The organism is uncultured Lacinutrix sp., from assembly GCF_947500325.1.
In the GTDB taxonomy this organism is placed as follows: Bacteria; Bacteroidota; Bacteroidia; order Flavobacteriales; family Flavobacteriaceae; genus Lacinutrix.
In genome coordinates this window covers 186,448-207,577 of record NZ_CANMRQ010000006.1, presented here as the reverse complement: position 1 = coordinate 207,577, position 21,130 = coordinate 186,448, and the positions used below count along the sequence as shown (strand labels likewise).

Here is a 21,130-nt window from a genome sequence, read left to right as displayed (position 1 = left end):
TTAGATCGCTTGTTTTTTTATATAATTACTTAAATATTTCGCATCTTTTTTTACACCACCAAGTGTTGCAGAACCTCTAGTATGAAGCCATGGTAAGCCTAAATAATATAACCCTTTAGTATTGCTAACGCCTCTATAGTTTTTTGGATAATTATTGCTATCTAACTGTTCATTTTCAATCCAATTAAAATTTGGCTTAAAACCAGTAGCCCAAATAATATTTTTAATAGAAGAAGTGGTTTTGTTTTCGAAAACTAACTCATTTTCATTTGCATTTAAAGTGCGGCCTACACAAACTACGTTTTGTTTATTTAATAACTTCTTTACGTTAGTTCCAATAACGGGTTGCCTACCAGTTCTTATTTTTTTTCCAATAAATGAATGTTTATTGGCACTTAAAAAACCAATTTTTTTAAACCACCACCACAAAGTTTTTCCTAAAATTTCTTGAGGAAGTGTTGCAATATTTGTAGTTCCTGAAAAATAAACGGTTCTATTAGTCTCTGAGATTTCTTTTAGAATTTGTACACCAGAATCTCCTGCACCAACAACCAAAGTATCTCCTTTTTGTAATTGATTAGGGTTTTTGTAGTGTTCACTATGAATTTGATAAACGCTACCTGAAATTTTTTCATGACACGATGGTGTATATGGTGTATGAAAAGGCCCAGTAGATACTACAACATTTTTAGTTTTAAAAGTTTGATCTTTACTTTTTAAAATAAAGTGATCACCTTCTTTTTTTAAAGCAATTATTTTTTGATTAAAATTTACTGGAATCTTAAATTTTGAAACATAAGATTTTAAATAATCGGCTACTTCATATTTGTTAGCATAGTGTCCTTTTTTATGAGGAAAACTCATGCCAGGTAGATGATTAAATTCAGAAGGCGTAAACAGTTTTAATGAATCCCATCGTTTTAACCAAGGCGCACCAACTTCTTCATTTGCATCTAGTATAACAAAATCTTTTTTTTGTTGGGTTAGATAATATGCTATTGATAGGCCAGATTGTCCAGCACCAATAATTATAAAGTCCTTCATAGAATTGTGATTCAATAAAGGCAAAACTATGGTATTGCAGGGTATATATCAATGAAAGCCTATTTTTTTAGAAAATAAAACTATTATATGTCCTTTGGTTAGTTTAATTTTAATCAAAAAAATAAATTATATTTACAAAAACTGAAAATTTTCCGATTATGCAATTTGATAGTATTGATAAAAAAATATTAGAACTTTTACAAGAAAATAGCAAACAGACAAATAAAGAATTGTCTAATAAATTAAACTTGTCTGTTACGGCAGTTTACGAACGTATTAAAAAGTTAGAAAATAGTGGTGTTATAAATAAATATGTAGCTTTGGTAAAGAAAGAAGCTATTGATAAATCGTTTGTTGCTTTTTGTCATATAAAATTAATGCAGCATACTCAAGATTATGTCGTTAAATTTGAAAAAGAAGTTACTAATTTAGAGGAAGTTTTAGAGTGTTATCATATAAGTGGTGATTATGACTATTTATTAAAAGTATTAGTAAAAGATATGGAAGCTTTTAGAGAGTTTATGGTTAATAAATTAACAAATATTAATCATATTGGAAGTACTCACAGTATGTTTATGATTAACGAAGTAAAACATACAACAGCAATTTCAGTTTAATTTTGATATATTATAGTATGCAATCAATAAAATATAGATTATTAGAATTCTTTTTAATATTTATTATAATCCCTGTGAGTTTTGCAATAGCTTTTTCTATTTGGATTAAAATGATAATAAGTATTTTAGGTTTTTTTTATATTATTTATGTCTTATTGCGAGTAGAGAATAATAAATTTAAAATAGCTAAAAATCTTAATTGGAATCGTTTTTTTAAAGAGACATTTTTTAAGTTAATTGTTATAATTGCTATTACTACATTATATGTGTATTACACAAAATCTTCAAATTTATTTATTGTTTTAAGAGAAAAACCTTTAATGTGGGTCGCTATTCTTTTTGTTTATAGTGTTTTTTCTGTTTATCCTCAAGAACTAATATATAGGACTTTTTATTTTCAGCGTTATGAGAATTTGTTTAAAAGCAAAGAACTGTTTTTCTTTATAAATGCTATAGTATTCTCTCTAGCTCATTTATTTTTTAAAAACACTTTAGTTATTATACTTACTTTTCTAGGCGGTTTATTATTTGCATTCACTTTTCATAAAACAAAATCTACAATATTAGTAAGTATTGAACATGCTATTTACGGTTGTTGGCTATTTACTGTTGGTATGGGAGAAATGTTAGGATTTCCTAGTTAGTAGGATATTTCTTTAATTTTTATAACTTCGTAGCGCTATTAATCATTATTTATGGAATTTTATAAAATTAAAGACCAATACAAGTCTGTTTTTGAGTCATACGATAAACCTTCACTGGAAATACATATAAATAAACTTATTGAGTTAGATAAATATCTACCATATAGTTCTACTTTTTTTTGTGTGACTAATACACAAGAATTTAAATTTGAGTATATAAGTAAAAATTTTGGTCCTTGTTTAGGCTTAGATCCCGATATATTGAAAGCTAAAGGGATGAGATATTTTTGGGGAAGAATACATCCAGAAGACGTTGAAGTTTGGTTAAGTGCTTTAAATCATTTGATGGAATTTACCTTAAATGAAATACCAAGAGATAAAAGAGAGAATGCGAATTATACTTGGAATTATAGGCTAAAAAATGCAGACGATGTTTATGTAAATATTGTGCAAAATACAACACCGTTAATGTTCGATTCTAGAAAGAAGCCCATTATAGGTTTAGCTCACTATACTGTTTTAGATGCTAATGTTAAAATGGGGATTACTGCAAGTGCAAAATTATTAAATGCTCAAAACGAATATGAAACCATTTATTTTAATAATTTTTCTCAAAAACTCTTATCTAGCGGGATAAGTAATAGAGAGCGTGACGTTATTCGCTTATTAGTTTTAAATTTTTCCAGTAAAGAAATTTCTCAAAAGCTAAATATTAGTCCACATACTGTAGATACACACAGAAGGAATATTCTTAAAAAGTTAAAAATTTCTTCTACAGGTGAGTTAATTGGAATGTTGAAAATTAATAAAAATCTAATTTGATTTTTTATTTAAATACTCAATTTGAGTATTGTGTAGACTCTAAAGTTTGTTGATTTTTACAAAGCTATTAATCACTATATTTCTAAATATGCCTATTCTAAAGAAAAAAGTTCTATGAATAGGCATTTTCAGCTTTTAATTACTAGTAGATTCAGGTGTAATTATCTTCAAAAAACTATAGATTTAAAATTCATCATTTGCATTCGTGATTAGTCAACCAAAATTGTATTTTTGTAATCGTTTTTAAAAATAAATTTCCGCAAATAGCGAAAAAAAATAAAACTTATGAGTAAATACGATGTAGCCGTTATAGGCTCTGGCCCTGGAGGATATGTAGCAGCAATACGTTGCGCGCAACTAGGAATGAAAACAGCAATTATCGAAAAATATTCAACACTTGGTGGTACTTGCCTTAATGTAGGTTGTATACCAAGTAAGGCACTTTTAGATTCGTCTCATCATTACGAAGATGCAGTAAAGCATTTTGAAGAGCATGGTATTGATATTCCTGGTGAAGTTAAGGTGAACTTAAAACAAATGATTGCTCGTAAACAAACAGTAGTAGATACTACAACTGGTGGAATCGATTTTTTAATGAAAAAAAATAAGATTGATGTTTACGAAGGCGTTGGTAGTTTTATAGATGCTACTCATATAAAAGTAACTGGTAAAGATGCTACAGAAATTGAAGCAGCTAATACTATTATTGCTACTGGTTCTAAACCATCAAGCTTGCCATTTATAAATATTGATAAAGAAAGAATTATTACTTCTACTGAAGCTTTAAAACTTAAAGAAATACCTAAGCATTTAATTGTAATTGGTGGTGGTGTTATTGGCCTTGAATTAGGTCAAGTATATAAGCGTTTAGGAGCAGAAGTATCTATTGTAGAGTATATGGATCGCATTATACCAACAATGGATAAAGCATTATCTAAAGAGCTTAATAAAGTTTTTAAGAAAGCGAAATTTAAAATGAATATGTCTCACAAAGTAAAATCTGTGGAACGTGTAGGTGATGAGGTTGTTGTAAAAGCTGATAATAAAAAAGGAGAAGAAGTAGAGTTTAGAGGCGATTATTGTTTAGTTTCTGTAGGGCGTCGTCCATATACAGATGGTTTAAATGTAGAAGCTGCTGGAGTAAAACTTACTGACCGCGGGCAAGTAGAAACTAATGCGCATTTACAAACTAATGTTAGTAATATTTATGCTATTGGTGATGTTGTAAAAGGGGCAATGTTAGCGCATAAAGCATCAGAAGAAGGTGTTTTAGTGGCAGAAACTATTGCAGGACAAAAACCACATATAGATTATAACTTAATCCCTGGTGTTGTGTATACTTGGCCTGAAGTTGCCGCTGTAGGAAAAACAGAAGAAGAGTTAAAAGATACGGGTATAGCTTATAAAGTTGGATCTTTCCCAATGCGTGCATTAGGTAGAAGTAGAGCAAGTATGGATATTGACGGGTTTGTAAAAATTCTTGCAGACGAAAAAACAGATGAAATTCTTGGCGTGCACATGATTGGTGCTAGAGCTGCAGATATGATTGCAGAAGCTGTAGTTGCAATGGAATATAGAGCAAGTGCAGAAGATATAGCAAGAATGTCTCATGCGCATCCTACATTTACTGAAGCAATAAAAGAAGCTGCTTTAGCAGTTGGAGATGGTGCTTTACATGTTTAATATGAAAAAAATTATATTATTTTTTATTATATGCTCTATAGGAGTAAAATCTTATGGACAAGAAAAATATTTTAATTCTGAAAAAGAAATTCAAGATTTTTCAGAAAATGTAATGTTATTATTTAACCAGAATAAAGTATCTGAAGCTTTTTTATTATTAAATGATTATTGGCCAATTCCTAAAACAGAAGTAGAATTAATAGAGGAGAAAACTATTAAAGGGCTTAATACGGTTGAAAGTATTTACGGTAAAGCAAAAGGAATTAAGAAGATTAATTATAGTAATTTAGAAAATATAACAATAAGAGAAACATATTTTTCACTATACAGAGTATCTGCTTTAAGGTTTATATTTATTTATTACAAAACAGAAAAAGGCTGGATTGTAAATCAGTTTAAATGGGACGAAGATTTTGAAGACGAATTTTAACAAAAAAGCGAATCTATTTTAGATTCGCTTTTTTGTTTATATTTTTTCTGTCCTGAAATAAGTTGGCACAAAATCAACTCATTATAAAAAAGAGAACAAAGAAGTTAAGCTTACACAATACGATTATAACTTAAAGAAAACCTGAGAAGATTTTTCTTAAGTAGGCAATAATTAGCAATTAATTATGCACGTCTTAAGTTATCTATTCATTAAATTAGATAAATAAATCATAAAAACCCAAAAGAAGAATAAGGTTATTATACACGTAGAAACCTAGATTTCGAATATCTTCTCTTTTCTACGATAAATTCTATGAAGCTTTAGACTTCGATTTTATGCTGTTGAATTCATAGTAGATAGTCTCTTTGCATAGCTTTAGTAATGAATTAAGATAAAAAATATTTAGATATAGATATTAGTAAAACTGTTTTTGATAATAATGATACTTATTATCAATTTAAAAATAATACAATAACTATTGTAAATATTAGTGCATAGTAAATAATTGCTTGTTTCATAAAAATGAGGCTATAAAATGTAAGAATTATAGCCTCAATATTTCAAAGTGTTTTAATTTGCTGATTTTCTTTTATCTTCAGAAGTATCTACAACTGCATTTTCTGGTTTTATCATTTTTTGCTCATCAAACGCTTCATTTACTTTATAGTCATAAATAGCATGATCACCATATTGTTGTTTTAAATCAAGACTTTTTGTAGTCATTAGCATTGGAAATTTTAAGCCATTAATATCTCCAGTATAAGTGTTTATTCTTAATATAGGTCCATAAGACTTTTGTGTTACAGGTACATTTAATACATCTAATAAAGGACCATAACTTACAGTATATTCATAACCACTAAGAATATAAGTTTCTTTATCTATATATAGTGTGAAGGTGTCTTTAGCAGATTTTCCTAATGTTGGAGATTTTGTAAAGCTCATTTTAATTTTATAAACTTCATTTTTAAAAGCAGGATGCTTTAATTGGGTAACCTTACCTAAAATCACATTGTTATCTTGTGTTAACCATGGCAGGTTTACATAGTAATAGTACACAGAGTGCTGATGATTTGGCGGATTTCCTGATTGCCAATTTGTAGTCCATACTTTATTGCCATCATAGGTCATTTGTGAGCCAAATAGAGGCCAGTATTGGTAAGAACGTCTCGTTTGCATATCAATTGTTTGATCTGCAACCCAAAATCTAACAAACCCTAAAGATTCGCTGTACATAGAGTTTGTAAAACTTAAGGTTTTAAGACTCTTCCATTGATCATAACCTCCATGAGCTTTAATCATTTTTTCAATTACTTCTTTTGTTTCATTTGATGCATACTTTTCTTGGCTAAAGCTATTTACAATAACTAATAAACCAAATACGAGTGATAAATTTAATGTTTTCATTTCTTTTATTATTTTTTGAATATGAACCAAATTTATTGAGTAAGTCCAATGTTAAAAAACCTTTTGTTGTGAGTGACATTTAAAGATTTTAATAGCAATTTAGAATTAGGCAAACAACATTTTATTTAACTACTTTTATCTTATGAAAATTTTAAGGCGAGTTAAAACAGGTTTTCCTAAAAAATATGTCTACATAACTGCATTACTTTTTATGGTAGCTGTTATCATGCGAATAAATGATACAGAACAAATTACTAATACAATTTTTTTTATACGTCGCATAGTTTTATTTAGCTCTATTTATATTTTATGGGCTTTATTACTTGATTATATAAATGCACTAATAAAGCCTTTAGAAAAAGAAAGATCAGTATCAATACAAGTTCTTGAACGCTTAATATCATTAGTTTTACTTGTTCTATTTAATTTAGTAATCAGTAATGTTATTTATTACTCAATACCTTTAATCTATTCGAACTTTAGTGTATCTGATGCTTATCTTGATTTTCAGCCTTATATTTTAAAATCAATTATTATACGTTGCATTGATGTTGTTATTATAGGCTTAATTCTTAAGATAATAGATGGATATCAGTCGTTGCAAAAACAAAACTTACAAGTTATTTCACTTGAAAATCAATTACATATTTCACAGCTAGAAACTTTGAGAAATCAATTAGACCCTCACTTTTTATTTAATACATTACATACACTTAATACACTTATTGGTTACGATGATAAAAAAGCAAGATCTATGGTTATTAAGGTCACTAATTTATTGCGTAAAATTTTAGACAAAAGAGAACGACAACTTATAACTTTTGATGAAGAACTAGATTATTTTAAAAATTATTTAGAAATTGAAGAGGAACGCTTTCACGATAGATTAGAAGTTCAGATAAATGTTGAAGATGCAATAAGAGAAATAATGGTGCCCACTCTGGTGCTTCAACCCCTAATAGAAAATGCTTTTAAACATGGCATTGTACATATTGAAAGTAAAGGAACTATTAAATTAAATGCTTTAAAAAAAGAGGGTGACTTTATAATTAGCTTATCTAATACTATTGCTAAAAACAAAAAATTAAACGCTCCAGTATCTACTAATTTTGGACTTCAAAATTTAGACATGAGATTGCAGCAAGTTTATGGAGAAAATTATATTTTACATACAAAAAAAGGAATTGATGAATATATAGTAACCATAACTATTAAAAATAAAAATTAACTATGCGTTTATCTATTTTGATTGTCGATGATGAACCTCATGCAAGAAGACATATAAAGAGCTTAATTTCACAAGATTCAGATGTGGAGGTGATTTATGAGTGCAAAAACGGAAAGCAAGTTCTTGAGTTTTTAAAGCATCAAACACCAAGTGTTATTTTTTTAGATATTAATATGCCTGGAATTAGTGGAGTAGAGGTTGCTGCTCAATTAAAAACAACAAATTCACTAATCATATTTTCAACGGCGTATGATGAATATGCGCTTAAGGCCTTTGAATTAGAAGCTTTTGACTATTTATTAAAACCGTATGAAGACGATCGCTTTTTTGAAGTTTTGCAGCGTGCTAAAAATGAAGTCGAAATAAGACAACAAGCAGAGTTTAGTCAAAAATTCACTTCATTATATCAAGAATATAATAATAATCTATCGCCGCATTTAACAGAATTCAGTCTGAAAGAAAAAGGATTTGAGTATAAAATACATGTAGAAGAGGTTCTTTATATTGAAGCAAGTACTATCTATGCAGAATTGCACTTAAAAGAGAAGAAGTTACTTTACAGGGCAGCCCTAAATTTATTAGAGCAACAATTGCCCAATAATTTTATTAGAGTTCATCGTTCATTTATAATTAACACCAGCTTTATAAAGGATTATAAGTATTTAAATAATAATACTTTCATGATTACAATGGCTAATACAGATGTTATTATTTCTAGTAGAAAATATAAAGAAATTATATCTAAGCGTCTTAATTGAAAGTATACTGATCAAATTAAATTATACCTGGCCTTAAGTGGAAGGAAGGCTAATATGTTTATGAAACGTAACGTCTAAAAGATACTACCTTTTTGGATAAATACAGCGTTTAATTTTTATGCTTTGTTTTTAATTTTTCTATATTATAAGCTAAATTTAAAAAATTGGAGGATTTTGTAAATAAACACAAACTTTTCGATTTAGCACTTATTAGTTCTGTTTTATATACAGCGTTGTAAGCCGTTTTACTCTTTCTGTTTAATTAGCTTAATATTATACAACTCAATTTCTGTCAAAAATTGTTGAACACTTTTATGTTCAGCTTTATACCATTCTTGTTTTCTAAAATACTTGTCTATTTCGCCTCCTTTTTTAAAAGTATAGCCATATCTAGCAAAAATTTCATTTCTCATTAATTTCAAATCTCGTGAACTCATTTGATTTAATTCATCAATGTTTAATTTTCTAGAAGATGCTTTACTATACTTTCCATAATAGATGTTTTCTAACTTAAGTTGAGTTCTAGTTCCAATTTCAAATTCACTATCCTCAATCCAACTGGTCCAAGGGTTATTAATTCTTAATCCTTTTGCGTAGTCACCAGATTCTGTTTTGTATCTAATAAATTGTCCAGAATGTTGGTCGCTAGTAAGTTTTCCTTTTTTATCTATCGAGATATTCGTTAGAGTTATATAATTACTCTTCCAAATTCCAGTATTTTCTTCCCAATAGCCATTTTGAACTTGTCCAATAATACAATCTCCTGAGAAAAATAAGTGAAAATCAGATTCACTTTCACTTTCTCCGAAATGATATGTTCCAGCGTATTCAATTTCTAATTTTGGTATCCAATTAGTTAAATCAGATTCATTAATTTCTTGTCCTCCCCAATATTGGGCAAAAGTGAAATTTGAAGTAAATATTAAGATTAATAATATTCTCATATTTTTTCTCAAATAGCTTAAAAAATGTTTATAATTTCATTACGTGGTTTAGCTACTTGAAAGTTTGTGTCTTTAGGAGTTCGCCAGCGTCATTATAGACTTTCCAAGTGCCCGTTTTTTTGCCGTGTTCAAAACGACCTTCGTCCCAGAGTTGGCCATTAGCATGATATCGTTTCCATACACCGTGTTTTTGTTCTTTATCGTTGAAGCCGCCTGTTCCACGCGGTTCGCCATTTTTGAAGAACCATTTCCATTTACCAACAATCTTTCCGTCCTTGAAACTGCCAGAGGATTGCATCTGGCCATTGTTTAGAAAGTATTTCCACTTTCCTGATTTCTTTCCGTTGTCGAACTCACCTTGACAAGAGATAAGTCCGTTCTTGAAGAATAGTTTAAAAGGGCCATTTTTAGGATTGCCATTTTCATCGATTCCAGAGATGTCTTTCATTGTGATTCTTTTTTATTGGTTACAATGTTTTGTGTATGACTCGTCACTTCAATTACTAAGATAGCAAAAAAGAAATGTTCATTGTTTAGTCTCGTTAGATTTTGCAATTGGAAAGTCTTCAAGAATTGGCTTTATACTTGTTGTAGCATGTGTTTTGTAATCTTCTTATTTATTTAAAAGCTCTTCCTTTCTAAAAATTACCATTCTCTTAATAAGTTGTTTTGGTAAAGGTTTGTTAAAAGGAAACTTAATAGTTCCTTTACCTAATTCAAAGCTTTTTAGCTCGTCTATAAAATGTTCAACTGTAGCTTGATAAGGATAAAAGCTAACATATTTAGCATAGGCTACTATCATTATTTGTTTTTCGGGTTTAGTTCCTGGAATAAGTGTAAAAGAAGGAACTTTATAATTTTGTATTTCAACCGTTTCTGGAACAGTTTCCTTTATCAAGTTTCTTAGCTCTTGCAAAATTAATTGAGCTTCTAGAGATTGACTATTAATATAGTCGTCAATGGTCTTGAAATTTGGCATTGATCCTTTTTTACCCATTTCTTTTAGTTTTTAATTATCGAAAGTTAGATTCGTTCGTTTTGATAGGTGTTACAACATCTTTGTCTAAGTTTGTAGGTATGCACTAAGATAGCAAAAAGTAGCAGTGTAGAGTAAATTCTGCCGAATTTAAGTGATAATCATTAAACAACATCCGGCAATTAATTAAATGTGTTGTTAGTAATGGTTTTTATTTTTTGTTCTCCTTAGATTGTACTTTTAGTTATATTTCGGTTTCTAGTAAATAAAAATAGTTTTTCAGTCCATAAGAATATTTATTCTGGTCAGAACCTAAAGTTTTGAATTCCTTTTTCAAAACCTCTATTAAATCAGTCTTTATATCTTTCCCTTCAATTTTTGCACAATTAAGTTTTACCCAATGAATTTTTGAGGAATTAGGAAAGTCAGCCAAAGCTTTTTCTAAATCAGGGTTATCATATTTGTTTTTGTTTGCTAATCCTATAAAATAGCTTATCGCAAATTTCTCACTTTGGTATTCGTTCCACCCTTTTTTATCTGTTTGTTCAGAAACGTGTCCAGTAGCAACAGATTCTAGGTATGCATAAATATTAAGAAGCTCTTCATCTTTATATTTGTCGGCTAAATTAATCATTTCTTGACCTCTCTTTTCAAAGAACTTTTTTTCATCAAGTAATCTGTTGATAAATGAAATTCTTAGTAAATCTGAAGCGACTTTTCCGTTAATTGGCATTGGAGCATTGTCAAGAATCAATTTCGAATCTAGTAATGCCGTTTTAATAGAATCTTTATAATTTGATTTTTTAGATAGGTGCTTAATTTTTTTATAAGCAGATAGTTGTAAGTATTCTTTACTATTAGGACCAAAAGTACTTTTAATTGTATTTATATCTTTTTCTAAAAAGTATTCTTGAATATTATTATTCCACCAATCTAATTCCCAATTCATATCTAGAAATATCAACTCGTATGCGCTTTTAGAATCTTTAGATTTAGTTTTGGCTATTAAATCTGAACGTTTTTTAATTTGGTCAACTTGTCCGTGGATGATATAAATAGCTTTGTCAATTCCTGTATTATTTTTTGGATGATTTGCTTTCTTCCAATGTTCAATTGCTTTTGGATAATTATCTATATTTAAATAGCATTCACTTAACCAAACATCAACTCTGTAATCTTTTTCTATTGCCTGCTTATAAACTTCGTAATGCTTAATTGCGGTTTGGTAATCACCAATTCTATGACTTTCAATTGCATATTCTAAATTAAAGTTTAGTTCATTTGGGTACTTTTCATAAGCTGATTTATGTAATTTATAAGAGGTCTTTGAGTCAATAGTGTATAAAGCTCCTCCAATTAGATATTTTTGATATTCATTTTTTGCTTTAGAAACTAAATCTTCTACGCAGTCGTTACAATCTTTATTTACTAAGCAATCAGATAAAAAATATTCAAGAGCTGGGGTAATTTCTGTTTGTGCTTTTTTGATTTTTTCTTTATTGTTTTCAGTGTTTACTTGAGCATTACAACTCAGTAATATAGCGCTCAGGATTATAAATAATATCGTTTTTTTCATTTTAGGGAATTGGCGGTAACGTTTGGTGTATGAAAAGTAGCGTATTTTACGCAATAATTTTCGGTTATACAATTATCTTTAATTTATGTTTTTTAACTTAAGGACTTTAACCGCTATTTTTTATATGCAGTGCTATTGGTTCCGCCTTATGAACTTTCTCTTTTAATTATTGTTATTGAGAATAGCTTCATTTTTTAATAGGTCTTCGATTTCAGATTGTAGCTCTTTTTCTGCACCAACTATATCTAAAATTGTCATCATTAGCATTTGCTTCTTTGCCTTATCAGTCTTTTCCATGTTTTGAAACATAAAATCCATTTGTTTTTCAAGCCTCCATCTTAGATTTTCTTTTCTATCTTCAATATTTGCTAATGTAGATAGTTTATCATATGCTATCAATTCAATTTTAGAATTAGCAATAGCCTTCCATGCATTCGTTTTTATTCTTGCGGCATGAACACCATTAGCTCTAGTAATTACATCGTATATAGAGACTTTTTCGTTATTCAAGTATTTCTGTATGCTGTCTGCAGATGCCATTTGCTTTGGAATTACTCTTTCTATATCTAGGAGACTTTCTTCTAGTTCCTTTTGGATTGATGAAAATATTTGATTCAGATACTTTTTATCCTTTCTATCCTCGTTCCAGTTATTGATAAATAAAGCAATCAAAATTCCAATTATTACCGGAACAGTTTCTTTAATTATATGATTTAATTGTTTCATTTATAGTTTTTTTACTCAATTTTGTTTTATACATCGTGTAAGACACAGGTTTTTAATTATCAATCAAATGTTCAATACTTTGTCCTGAATAAAGGTAAGACAATCCGTTTCCATCTCCACCTATCGATTCAGAATCGGCAATTGTTATTTTTAGTTTTTCAAACAAATAATTTCCTTGCTCAACTTCTTTAAAGTCATATCCTTTTGAATTCAGTTGATTTAAATAAATTTTAATATCCTTTTCAAACTCCAGCGCGATATTATCAATCCAAACTTTAATTCCCGAATGAACTTCTAATTCAATAAGTTGATTGTCTTTGTCATAACTTAAAAGGAAACAATTTTTCGTTCCGCTGGTGTCTTGATAAACATCTCTTTTTTGGTCAATATCATAACTTGTATCACCATTGAAAAATTGAGGCATTTCAATCAATTTATCATCTTCTTTGTGTTGATTCTTTAGTTTTTCTCTAACTAATTTTCTGTCATCATTCCAATAGAAAATATCAGAGTTAAATTTAAATCCTTCGTTTGGTAATATCTCTATTTTCATTTTTTAGTCAACTTGCCGTTAACATTTTTATCTATGATTTAGTTAAGGAAAGGGGCGTTATTCATTTTCCACTTAGTAGCTAAGTTAATTAATTCGTAGGAATTTCGGTTTAGGAAATTCAGAAGTAATTTATTTTACAAGTTGTTGCTAATTGTATTTTAATGATGGGTTAACCTTGAGATAATTTCTTCTTTATCAGGAAATAAGGCTATTAAATCATTTCTAGATTTTAATTCAAAGTCTTCAAAGTTAAACCCAGGCGATACTGTGCAGCCAATAAGAGAATAGTCATTTTGATTTACAACTTCCGCAGCAAACCAACTTCCTCCGGGAACAACAAATTGCGGGACTTCTCCTTTTTGAAAATCTATACCAATGGCGTGATTGGTATATACTCCTATATTAGAAATGATATGTAGATTTATGGGAGAGCCATCATAAAAATGCCAAATTTCATCTTGTTTTATTCTATGAAATGCAGAAAAGTTGTCTGAGGTTAATAGAAAATAAATACATGTAGAATAGTTTCTATTTCCTTTATAGTCTTGATCTAGACTGTCTTTATTAATTTCTCCATTGCTACGATAAGTTTCTCTAAAAAAACCACCTTCAGGATGTGGTTTTAATTCTAGTTTAGAAATTAAGTCATTAATAGATTTATTCATGCCAATATTGTTGCTAACGTTTAGTATAAGAAACGTAGGGCAGGTGATAAGCACTTTCGTTTCGGTCTGTTAGTTAGCTAAAATAAATGTTTTGCTTGTATCTTTTCTCCTATAAACACCAAATTTTATATTTGGCTAACTTTGTAAATATTTACAGAGCATTTGATTTAACAGTAATGCCCTATGTTTTTATACATTGTTAACCACAGTTATTTTTTCGATATTATTATATTCAATCCAGGACTTGAGTCTTCCTACATAAAATATTTTGAGATAGTTTTCAGATAAAAAGATATTCGACCAATCAAACCTTTGTGCTTGAACACCAAGATAAAAAACAAAAACAGCTAATCCTGCTTTAGGAATTAATTTCAATTCATCATCAGATAATGGTCTAATACTTTGATAACCTTCTAAAAAATGATTCATTTTTAATTCGTATTCTTTCTTGTCAGTTTCAATGTGAAATAGTTGTTTGCAAAAATAGCCAACATCTAAAATTTGTATTCCATTCCCACAAAAATCAAAATCGTAAAATGTAATTTCCTTTTCATTAGTTATCGCCATATTATCATACCAAATATCCATATGTACGACTCCATTTCTACTGTTTTCAAAATCAGTTTTTTTAAAGAATTGATCAATCCCTTTAATAAATTCCATTTCTGGTAATTTCTCTGAAAAGTGCTCTTTTAAGTGTTCATAAGGTAATTTTATAAGTGACTCTTTATCATAAGAAATTCGGTCGATGGTTGTGTTTGATGTAAGATTATGGATTTTAGCCATTAATGAACCAATTACAAAACAAGTTTCTTTGTTGGTAAATCTAATTTTCTCTCCTTTTGCAAACGAAAAAAGAACTATGTATCTAATTCCTTCTGGTGCATTTATTTCTTGAATAAAATCTCCATTTCTATCTTGAATTGGAAAAGAGACACTTAAATTATTCTCTTTTAATAAGTTTAATAGCTCTATCTCTGCAATAATATCAGATTTTGACCTCCAATTATGGCTATAAATTCTTAGAACATATTTTGTTTCGTTGTCCGAAAGAAAATAAGTATGGTTCATCCCTGTCCTAAATAGTTTACAGTCATAATTTTCATTAAGTCCGTATCTTTCTTTTGCAAATTCGCCTAATTCTTTTTCTGAAATTGTAGAGGCTATAACTGGAAACATTGTCATTTTTTTCTAATTGTGGCTAACGTTAAATATATGACAAGTAGTGCAGGAAACAAGCTATTATTTTCGGTTTAACCACAAGCCAAAACTTTTGTGTTTTGTTTTAATTTTTCTTTATTAATACCAAATACAAAAGATTTGGTGACTTTGCAAATTGACAACTATCTTTTCGGTTAAACACTAACCGCCCTATTTGTTATATATCGTGTTAGCACAAGTTGTTTTTTATCCGTCAATGGTCATATGCTTAGGTTCCATTTCTTCAAAGTCAATTGAAACATAGTGCCTCATTGGTTTTGAATCATAGGTTATTGACCATTCAGTTTTTTCATTTTTAATTCGTCCGATTGAAATTCCGTCAAACTTGAACTCATTATCGAAATTATTAAGTCCTGTGTCATCAATATTATCTTCTAGTTCTTTCTTTAAGAAAGGTAATATTAGACTCTCTTTGATATTAGAGTATTCCTTATCCAATTTTTTAAAGAATTCTTTTTGATCATTTGTTGGTCCATTTTCATCTGCGTTAAGACTAATTCCGATCAATTTTCCTTGAAAGGTAACTTCTCCGGCATAAAAATTTTTTGAAGGATCTTTGAATATGGTATACCCTAATTCTCCAAATACTTCATCATTAAACTTTGGTTTTTTCTTAAAGATGTCAAATATTCCCATTCTAGTTTTTAATTTGTGCTAACGTAATTGTATAAGATTAGTTATGTGTATCACCACCTAATTTAGCAAATACAAACCAATGAGTAGATAAATTCTGCATCTTCTCGATAAATAGTATTGTTCTCTGTATATCGATTTGGGTTTACATTTGTAGAGTCAAATACTTCAGCAAATATTCCATCATCTTCTTCTAAAACATAATCTTTTTTTGAATGCAGTTCAGTTTTTTAGATTCCTTTTTTAATTGACAGGAACAAACTACTAATAAGACTAAAATTATACTTAATACTCTCATTTTTTTAAATTGCATACAACAAGGATATATAGTAACCATAGGTAACTATCTCTCTCCTGTATATTTACTAATTTATTAAATAAATTATGTTTTCTTAATGTTTATTTCTAATTGTTTAGAAATAGTTACATTATTTTTTAATTAATACTGTTCTAATAATTTTAGAACTTCCTTTTTATAACTTCTACTTATTGGCAATGCTATAGTATTAATAGTAATATGCTCATTAGTAAAAGCAGTGATATGTTTTAAAGATATAATATACGAACGATGTATACGTATAAATTGCTGTTTAGGTAACTTAGCTTCAATAGCACTTATAGTTTCTCTTGTTACAATAGTTTTATTTGGTAAATGAATTTTTATATAATCGCTATAGCTTTCAACGTAAATAATACTTGAGAAATCAATTTTAAGCATGCGTCTATCAGATCGTACAAACATAAAATCAACAGATGCTTCTGTCTTGTTAGATACTTGATCTTTAGATTTATAAACATCAAAATACGCATTTACTGCTTTTAATAAGCGCTCAAAAGCAATAGGTTTTAATAAATAATCTACTGCTTGTAATTCAAAACCTTCTACAGCATAATCTCTATATGCAGTTGTGAAAATAACTTTAATATCTTTATTTATTGATTTGGCAAATGCAATACCAGATATTTCAGGCATATTAATATCTAGAAAAACCAAATCAATTGTATTATTACTAATACAATTAAAGGCTTCAATAGCATTACTGCAACTTTGTATTATTTCTATATTTTTAATTTTAGAGAGGTGCGTAGCAATAATTTCTCTTGCAATAAGTTCATCATCCACAATAATGCAAGAGATTGATTTAGACATTTGGTATTAAGTTTTTAGTATTTAATTTTAGTTTTACTTCAAAGTAATTATCCTTTTCATTAATATTAAGATTGTAATGGTCTTTATATAATAATTCTAATCTCTTTTTAATATTATTTAAACCAATACCATAAGCATTATTAATATTATTGAGTGCAGTGTTTTTTATATTGAAAACTAATACAGCATCCTTACAAGAAATAGTAATATTAACTTTAAGCGTTCCATTTTTTATAAAACCATGCTTAAAGCTGTTTTCAACAAAAGGTATTAATAACATTGGAGCTATTTTAATTGTGTCTTTAATGACATTAGACGAAAAAGAAATTTCTAAGGTGTCATTAAAGCGTAATTGTTCTAGTGCTATATAATCTTTTAGATGATTTATTTCTTCGGTTAAACTTACAAAAGGTTTGTCTACTTGATATAATAAATAGTCTAATAAATTAGAAAGTTTTAATATCATTTCTGGTGTTTCATCTGCTTTTTTTAAGGCAAAACCATACATAGTATTTAAAGTATTAAATAAGAAATGTGGGTGAATTTGCATTTTTAAATAATTGAGTTCTTGCTCTTTTAATTTTAGTTGAGTCTCTAATATTTTTTTTTCTAAAGCATTAGTTTTTGCGCTGTTTTTTAAATTCTCTTTTAATAGTTTAAATGCACTGACAATTATAACTACTAAAAAAACACCGGTTATTACAAAGAGTAAGTTTCTGTTAATAGGCCCCATTTTATCATATTCAAAATCTAATAAAAAAGTAATACTAAAAAATACAGAAAGGAATATTAAATATGTAGAAATTATTAATGTGTATGTACTATATAATGTAAAAAGTAAATAACGTTTAGTGTTTAAATAATCGGGGATAAGTTTATAAATAGAAACATAAGTAGTAGTAATGGTTACTGGCATTAAAAAAAGAGAAAATGATAAGGCATTTACATAGTGATAGCTACCAACTCCAAAATAAAAGGTGTAGAATAATAAAACTCCAAACCAAAAAAGAATATGAAGTAATCCTTGGCCTATTTTTTTTAAAATGAATTTCTTTGTTAGCATTATTTATAAATAGTAGTACAATAATAATATTTTTTTATTGTGATTCTTGGTTTTGTAGACGAATGACAGATTTAAGTCTGGTTTTAGCAACATGTTAAATAGCTAGTTAATCCAGTTACTAGTCGCAAAAAATAATTCTGCTTTGATATCCTTTATAGTTTTGCTACATAATCAAAAAACAATAACTAAATTTATAGACTATGCAATTAACAAACACTTTACTCGCAATTCAATTTATAGACCGTTTTAACGAGGGCGGACCATTATTTATGTCACTTATTTTAATTTGCTTATTATTATCTGTATTCTTTATTATTAAAGGCTTTTTGAATCTTAAAAATAATAACGGACAATCTAAAAAAATGTTAAAGCTTACAAGTGATTCTGGGCTTTTAGGTTTAGTTTTAGGTTTCTTAGGATCAATAATAGGAATAATTACTGCTTTTGATTCTTTACAAGCTTTAGGGGAAGCAAATCCAGCAATTTTTGCTGGAGGACTTAAAGTATCTTTATTAACAGCTACTTTTGGGTTAATTACTTTTGTGATTTCTAGAATTGGAATATTAGTTTTGAGATGGGTACAAGCAGAATAATCTAAAACAAAGTCATTTAAAATAGACTAATTTATAAAGCGAATCTTTTTGATACTGTATCATAAAGGTTCGTTTTTTCTTTTTATTTTTGGTAAAAATTAAATATGAAAAAAACGTTATTATTGCTGGTGTTTTTAAGCGTAATTTCATGTGCACCCAAATTAAAATCTAATATAGTTAAAACTTTACCGGCATTAGATGAGAACACCTTAGTTGTAGTGCTTTCTGTTGTAGACGAGCAAAAGGTTAGCGCAGAATTAATAGGGGAAATTAAAGCAATAGATAATGGATTTTCAAATAACTGTTCCTATTATGAAGGTGTTAAAAATTTAAAAATATTGGCAAGAAAAGCTGGTGCTAATTTGGTTAAAATAACAAAATACAAGCCAGCAAATAGTTTGAGTACATGCGATAGACTATGGGCTAATATCTATAAAGTAGATAACCCTAAAGATTATGAGAAAGAAATTACATGGTCATCAAATAGAAAATTAACATGGGACGATTTTAAAGGTCGGCCAGATACATTACAATTTCCAAATGCTTTAGCAGTTACGCATTCTGGTTTTGGTTACGAGTCAAGCAGTATTAGTGTGTTTAAAAATAGTAAATTATTTGTGCAGACCGTTTTTAATACAGATAAAAGTTGGGTGTTGCCAGAGGGACGTAATGATTATGTTTTAAAACATGAACAAATCCATTTTGATATTACAGAAATCTACTCTAGAATACTTAGAAAAGCATTGTCAGACTCTAATATTACTTCTACAGCTTCTGGAAAAGCTAGCGCTATTTTTTCTACTGTGTTTTTTGATTATAAGAAAAGACAACAAGCCTACGACGAAGAGACTAAGCATGGCTTAAAGCAAGAAACGCAAGAGAAATGGGAAGCTATCGTGGCTATAGAATTGGCCAAATACGATTTTTATAAATCAAATTAGAATTACAAGAATACATTTTTATGCCTAAAGAAATAAAGTTTGAAGAAAATGATGCTATTGGAGAAGCAACGTTAGATGTTATTGCCAAAGCAGATAAGTTTAATAGGTGGATGTATGAAACCATTAAGCCTTTTTGCAAAGGGAAAACATTAGAAATTGGAAGTGGTATAGGTAATATTTCAACTTTTTTTCTAGAAGATGGTTTTGAAATGGTATTAACAGATATTAGGCAAAATTATTTTGAAAAACTAAACCGTAATTTTAATCAATATTCAAATTTTTTAGGCTCCGAAGTTATGAATTTAACAGATGTTGAGTTTGATAAAAAATTTAAAAACCATTTAGAGCAGTATGATACCGTTTTTGCATTAAATGTAGTTGAACATATTAAAGATGATAATTTAGCTATTAAAAACTGTAAAAAACTACTAAAAAAAGATGGGCATTTAGTTATTTTAGTGCCATCGTATCAAGGGCTTTTTAATAAGTTCGATACAGAATTAGGACATTACCGTAGGTATACAAAATCTAAGTTGGCTAAAGTCTTTAAAACGAATAGTTTTAAAATTATTCATAAACAACACTTTAATTTTATTGGTATTCTAGGTTGGTATGTAACAGGAAGTTTAATGAAAAAAGAAAGTATTCCTGGTGGACAAATGAAACTTTATAATAAGTTAGTACCTTTATTTAAAGTAGTTGATAAAGTTATTTTTAATAGTGTTGGTCTATCTACAATTGTAGTAGGAAAGAAGTAAAGTGAGCTTAAATAGCATCAAATAAATCAATAATTCTTAGTCTTTTAGAATAGTCATAATCATTTGTTTCTCTTATAAAACATTGGTTATTTAAAAGCCCACGATTTGTTTTGTCTATAATTTGCTTTGCTGTGAAAGGACCAAACTCTTCAGATTTATTAATATAGTAATACTGGTGATTATAAATAATATTCTTTGCTTTGTTTAAGTATTTATCATGAAGATAATCTGTAATGTCATCATAACAGTTAAAGCCTATTTCATTAGCGCTTTCATTAATAAAAACGGCTAGCTCGTTAGATTTTCTATCGATGTCTAAGGTTAAAATATCATCATCTCTAAAACTCATTTTTATAACATTAATACTGCCATCTTCATCAGTAATTCTAATGTAGTTCTCATTAACATAATGCCATTTAGCTTTAGATATTGTAGTATTTGTTTTTTGTACTAAAGTATTATCCTCTTGAAAAACATAAATAGTTTTGGCTTCACTAATTTTATTTACTAATACCCAATTTTGATTAACTAGTACTTTTGTAAAATGTGCTTGCGAGTAAGATTGCTCGTTATTAGATAGTAAATTAAAAACTGTTTGCATACTTAAATTTAATCAATAGAATTTGATTATTAATTTAAAACGCTAGGTTTTAGATAAACGTATGTTTTTTAGGGTTTTAATAAAGGGTGAAAACAGT

General features: G+C 28.4%; 24 protein-coding genes. 10 read left to right on the top strand and 14 right to left on the bottom strand.

Going from position 1 to position 21,130, the window contains the following annotated elements; all coding sequences use genetic code 11:
- Positions 1 to 1,044 (bottom strand): NAD(P)/FAD-dependent oxidoreductase, encoded by a 1,044-nt coding sequence (locus tag Q0997_RS10110; RefSeq protein WP_299888300.1) that lies wholly within the window; start codon positions 1,042 to 1,044, stop codon positions 1 to 3.
- 158 nt (positions 1,045 to 1,202) lie between these two features.
- Here Q0997_RS10110 and Q0997_RS10105 point away from each other — a divergent pair, with 158 nt between their 5' ends.
- From Q0997_RS10105 to Q0997_RS10085, 5 genes are all read left to right on the top strand, one after another.
- A complete protein-coding gene (locus Q0997_RS10105) occupies positions 1,203 to 1,661 on the top strand; it encodes an Lrp/AsnC family transcriptional regulator (protein ID WP_299888298.1) in 459 nt (152 codons plus the stop codon).
- 17 nt (positions 1,662 to 1,678) lie between these two features.
- On the top strand, positions 1,679 to 2,305 hold the full coding sequence (locus Q0997_RS10100; RefSeq protein ID WP_299888295.1) for a CPBP family intramembrane glutamic endopeptidase: 627 nt from the start codon (positions 1,679 to 1,681) through the stop codon (positions 2,303 to 2,305).
- 51 nt (positions 2,306 to 2,356) lie between these two features.
- Entirely contained in the window at positions 2,357 to 3,127 is a 771-nt protein-coding gene (locus Q0997_RS10095) for a response regulator transcription factor (protein ID WP_299888292.1), read from the top strand.
- Between the two features lie 285 nt (positions 3,128 to 3,412).
- Positions 3,413 to 4,810, top strand: a complete 1,398-nt coding sequence (gene lpdA / locus Q0997_RS10090; protein ID WP_299888289.1) for a dihydrolipoyl dehydrogenase — start codon at positions 3,413 to 3,415, stop codon at positions 4,808 to 4,810.
- A gap of 1 nt (position 4,811) precedes the next feature.
- Positions 4,812 to 5,240, top strand: a complete 429-nt coding sequence (locus tag Q0997_RS10085) for a hypothetical protein (RefSeq protein ID WP_299888286.1) — start codon at positions 4,812 to 4,814, stop codon at positions 5,238 to 5,240.
- 570 nt (positions 5,241 to 5,810) lie between these two features.
- On the opposite strand, the gene Q0997_RS10080 is transcribed toward Q0997_RS10085, so the two are convergent.
- Positions 5,811 to 6,647: a hypothetical protein gene (locus Q0997_RS10080; protein ID WP_299888283.1), complete on the bottom strand. Its 837-nt coding sequence runs from the start codon at positions 6,645 to 6,647 to the stop codon at positions 5,811 to 5,813.
- 142 nt (positions 6,648 to 6,789) lie between these two features.
- Between Q0997_RS10080 and Q0997_RS10075 the strand changes: the two genes are divergently transcribed.
- Together Q0997_RS10075 and Q0997_RS10070 are read left to right on the top strand one after the other, a co-directional pair.
- Positions 6,790 to 7,875, top strand: a complete 1,086-nt coding sequence (locus tag Q0997_RS10075) for a sensor histidine kinase (RefSeq protein ID WP_299888280.1) — start codon at positions 6,790 to 6,792, stop codon at positions 7,873 to 7,875.
- Positions 7,876 to 7,877: 2 nt separating this feature from the next.
- A complete protein-coding gene (locus Q0997_RS10070; protein ID WP_299888277.1) occupies positions 7,878 to 8,633 on the top strand; it encodes a LytTR family DNA-binding domain-containing protein in 756 nt (251 codons plus the stop codon).
- A gap of 245 nt (positions 8,634 to 8,878) precedes the next feature.
- On the opposite strand, the gene Q0997_RS10065 is transcribed toward Q0997_RS10070, so the two are convergent.
- The 11 genes from Q0997_RS10065 to Q0997_RS10015 all read right to left on the bottom strand — a co-directional run bounded on the left by Q0997_RS10065 (position 8,879) and on the right by Q0997_RS10015 (position 18,140).
- Positions 8,879 to 9,577: a YARHG domain-containing protein gene (locus Q0997_RS10065; RefSeq protein ID WP_299888276.1), complete on the bottom strand. Its 699-nt coding sequence runs from the start codon at positions 9,575 to 9,577 to the stop codon at positions 8,879 to 8,881.
- Positions 9,578 to 9,629: 52 nt separating this feature from the next.
- The gene (locus Q0997_RS10060) at positions 9,630 to 10,025 is read right to left on the bottom strand and encodes a hypothetical protein (protein ID WP_299888274.1); all 396 of its coding nucleotides are present in this window, start codon (positions 10,023 to 10,025) and stop codon (positions 9,630 to 9,632) included.
- 165 nt (positions 10,026 to 10,190) lie between these two features.
- The gene (locus tag Q0997_RS10055; protein ID WP_299888272.1) at positions 10,191 to 10,574 is read right to left on the bottom strand and encodes a DUF1801 domain-containing protein; all 384 of its coding nucleotides are present in this window, start codon (positions 10,572 to 10,574) and stop codon (positions 10,191 to 10,193) included.
- Between the two features lie 223 nt (positions 10,575 to 10,797).
- Positions 10,798 to 12,129 (bottom strand): hypothetical protein, encoded by a 1,332-nt coding sequence (locus Q0997_RS10050; RefSeq protein WP_299888269.1) that lies wholly within the window; start codon positions 12,127 to 12,129, stop codon positions 10,798 to 10,800.
- Positions 12,130 to 12,291: 162 nt separating this feature from the next.
- Positions 12,292 to 12,855 carry a DUF6090 family protein gene (locus tag Q0997_RS10045; protein ID WP_299888267.1) on the bottom strand — a complete coding sequence of 188 codons (564 nt, stop codon included), beginning with the start codon at positions 12,853 to 12,855 and terminating at the stop codon, positions 12,292 to 12,294.
- A 52-nt stretch (positions 12,856 to 12,907) separates the two neighbouring features.
- Complete coding sequence (locus Q0997_RS10040) at positions 12,908 to 13,408, bottom strand: hypothetical protein (RefSeq protein ID WP_299888265.1); 501 nt, start codon at positions 13,406 to 13,408, stop codon at positions 12,908 to 12,910.
- Between the two features lie 158 nt (positions 13,409 to 13,566).
- The gene (locus Q0997_RS10035) at positions 13,567 to 14,073 is read right to left on the bottom strand and encodes a cupin domain-containing protein (RefSeq protein ID WP_299888262.1); all 507 of its coding nucleotides are present in this window, start codon (positions 14,071 to 14,073) and stop codon (positions 13,567 to 13,569) included.
- A gap of 189 nt (positions 14,074 to 14,262) precedes the next feature.
- Complete coding sequence (locus tag Q0997_RS10030; protein WP_299888260.1) at positions 14,263 to 15,252, bottom strand: phosphotransferase; 990 nt, start codon at positions 15,250 to 15,252, stop codon at positions 14,263 to 14,265.
- A gap of 228 nt (positions 15,253 to 15,480) precedes the next feature.
- On the bottom strand, positions 15,481 to 15,930 hold the full coding sequence (locus tag Q0997_RS10025; protein WP_299888258.1) for a hypothetical protein: 450 nt from the start codon (positions 15,928 to 15,930) through the stop codon (positions 15,481 to 15,483).
- Between the two features lie 436 nt (positions 15,931 to 16,366).
- Positions 16,367 to 17,077, bottom strand: coding sequence for a LytTR family DNA-binding domain-containing protein (locus Q0997_RS10020; RefSeq protein ID WP_299888256.1), 711 nt, complete (start codon positions 17,075 to 17,077; stop codon positions 16,367 to 16,369).
- Positions 17,070 to 18,140, bottom strand: a complete 1,071-nt coding sequence (locus Q0997_RS10015; protein ID WP_299888254.1) for a sensor histidine kinase — start codon at positions 18,138 to 18,140, stop codon at positions 17,070 to 17,072. The genes Q0997_RS10020 and Q0997_RS10015 overlap by 8 nt, the downstream gene beginning before the upstream one ends.
- Before the next feature lie 200 nt (positions 18,141 to 18,340).
- On the opposite strand from Q0997_RS10015, the gene Q0997_RS10010 reads away from it, so the two are divergent.
- From Q0997_RS10010 to Q0997_RS10000, 3 genes are all read left to right on the top strand, one after another.
- Positions 18,341 to 18,733, top strand: a complete 393-nt coding sequence (locus Q0997_RS10010) for a MotA/TolQ/ExbB proton channel family protein (protein WP_299888251.1) — start codon at positions 18,341 to 18,343, stop codon at positions 18,731 to 18,733.
- 104 nt (positions 18,734 to 18,837) lie between these two features.
- A complete protein-coding gene (locus Q0997_RS10005) occupies positions 18,838 to 19,674 on the top strand; it encodes a hypothetical protein (protein WP_299888248.1) in 837 nt (278 codons plus the stop codon).
- A gap of 20 nt (positions 19,675 to 19,694) precedes the next feature.
- Complete coding sequence (locus Q0997_RS10000; RefSeq protein WP_299888245.1) at positions 19,695 to 20,432, top strand: bifunctional 2-polyprenyl-6-hydroxyphenol methylase/3-demethylubiquinol 3-O-methyltransferase UbiG; 738 nt, start codon at positions 19,695 to 19,697, stop codon at positions 20,430 to 20,432.
- A 7-nt stretch (positions 20,433 to 20,439) separates the two neighbouring features.
- On the opposite strand, the gene Q0997_RS09995 is transcribed toward Q0997_RS10000, so the two are convergent.
- Entirely contained in the window at positions 20,440 to 21,033 is a 594-nt protein-coding gene (locus tag Q0997_RS09995) for a hypothetical protein (protein WP_299888242.1), read from the bottom strand.
- Between the last annotated feature and the right edge of the window lie 97 nt (positions 21,034 to 21,130).